Genomic DNA, 1379 nt, shown 5'->3' on the forward strand with positions numbered 1-1379 from the left:
CGAGGGAGTGGAAAATTTCATCGGCGTGCGAGCCCCTCGGCCCTGTGCGCCGCTGTTATTTAACCGCCCCAACCAGTCAGACGCGCCTGGCCAGCGAAGGTGCCCGGCATACAAACTCAAAGGGGAATAAAGTCAATGACTGATATTTCACGCGGAGCTCTTTCCGCAGAGCTAGAAAAAGACCTGCAGAACGCACCGACCACCCATGCCGGTCTGCTTGAATGGGTGCGCGAGGTTGCAGCCCTCACCGAGCCCGACCGTATCTACTGGGTTGATGGTTCCGAAGAGGAATACAACCGGCTAGCCCAAGAGCTGGTCGATGCAGGTACCTTTGTACGCCTAAGCGACCATGAGTTCCCCAACTCGTATGCAGCGTTCTCTGACCCCGACGACGTGGCACGTGTGGAAGAGCGCACCTTTATCTGCTCACAGACCGAAGAAGGAGCCGGCCCCACCAACAACTGGCGTGACCCCGTGGAGATGAAGCAGACTCTCACCGGCCTTTTCAAAGGTTCGATGCGCGGGCGCACCATGTACGTCATTCCTTTTGTCATGGGCTCTTTGAAAGCGAAGAACCCCAAGATGGCGGTCGAAATTACCGACTCCGCCTATGTGGTGTGCTCAATGCGTATTATGGCAACTATCGGCAAGGATGTGCTCGCAAAACTGGACGAAACCCAGGGCTTCTTCGTGAAGGCGCTTCACTCCGTAGGCGCTCCGCTTGAGCCCGGGCAGGCAGATGTGTCCTGGCCCTGCAACCCCGAGAAATACATTGTGCAGTTCCCCGAAACCCGCGAAATCTGGTCCTTCGGATCGGGCTATGGCGGCAATGCGCTGCTGGGCAAGAAATGCTATGCGCTGCGTATCGCCTCGGTTATCGGTCATGATGAGGGCTGGATGGCTGAGCACATGCTCATCCTCAAGGTCACCAACCCCGAGGGCGTTACCCGCTACATCTCCGCCGCGTTCCCCTCTGCCTGCGGTAAAACCAACTTCGCGATGATGGACCCCACCATCGACGGCTGGAAGGCTGAAATGGTCGGCGACGATATCGCGTGGATCGAATTTGATGAGAACCACCAGGCTCGCGTCGTTAACCCCGAGGCGGGTCTTTTTGGCGTGGCGCCCGGCACCGGTTACTCCACCAACCCCAACGCCATGAAGGCAATCTCTAAGGGCAATACTATCTTCACCAACGTGGCGCTCACCGATGACGGCTCCGTATGGTGGGAAGGTAAGACCGACGAGGCACCCGCGCACCTGACCGACTGGACCGGCAAAGACTGGACTCCTGAATCGGGGCGTCCCGCAGCGCACCCCAACTCCCGCTTCTGCACCCCCGCATCCCAGGTGGATATGCTCGCTCCCGAGTACTACGA

1 protein-coding gene is annotated in these 1379 nt (G+C 58.6%); it reads left to right on the plus strand.

What is annotated here, in order from left to right; genetic code table 11:
- Positions 1-135: 135 nt before the first annotated feature.
- Positions 136-1379, plus strand: a 1244-nt coding sequence (locus tag Q4P78_RS08765) for a phosphoenolpyruvate carboxykinase (GTP) (protein ID WP_303339994.1), incomplete at its 3' end; no start/stop codon positions are given.

This window comes from Rothia sp. (in: high G+C Gram-positive bacteria) (assembly GCF_030540545.1).
Classification (GTDB): Bacteria; Actinomycetota; Actinomycetes; order Actinomycetales; family Micrococcaceae; genus Rothia.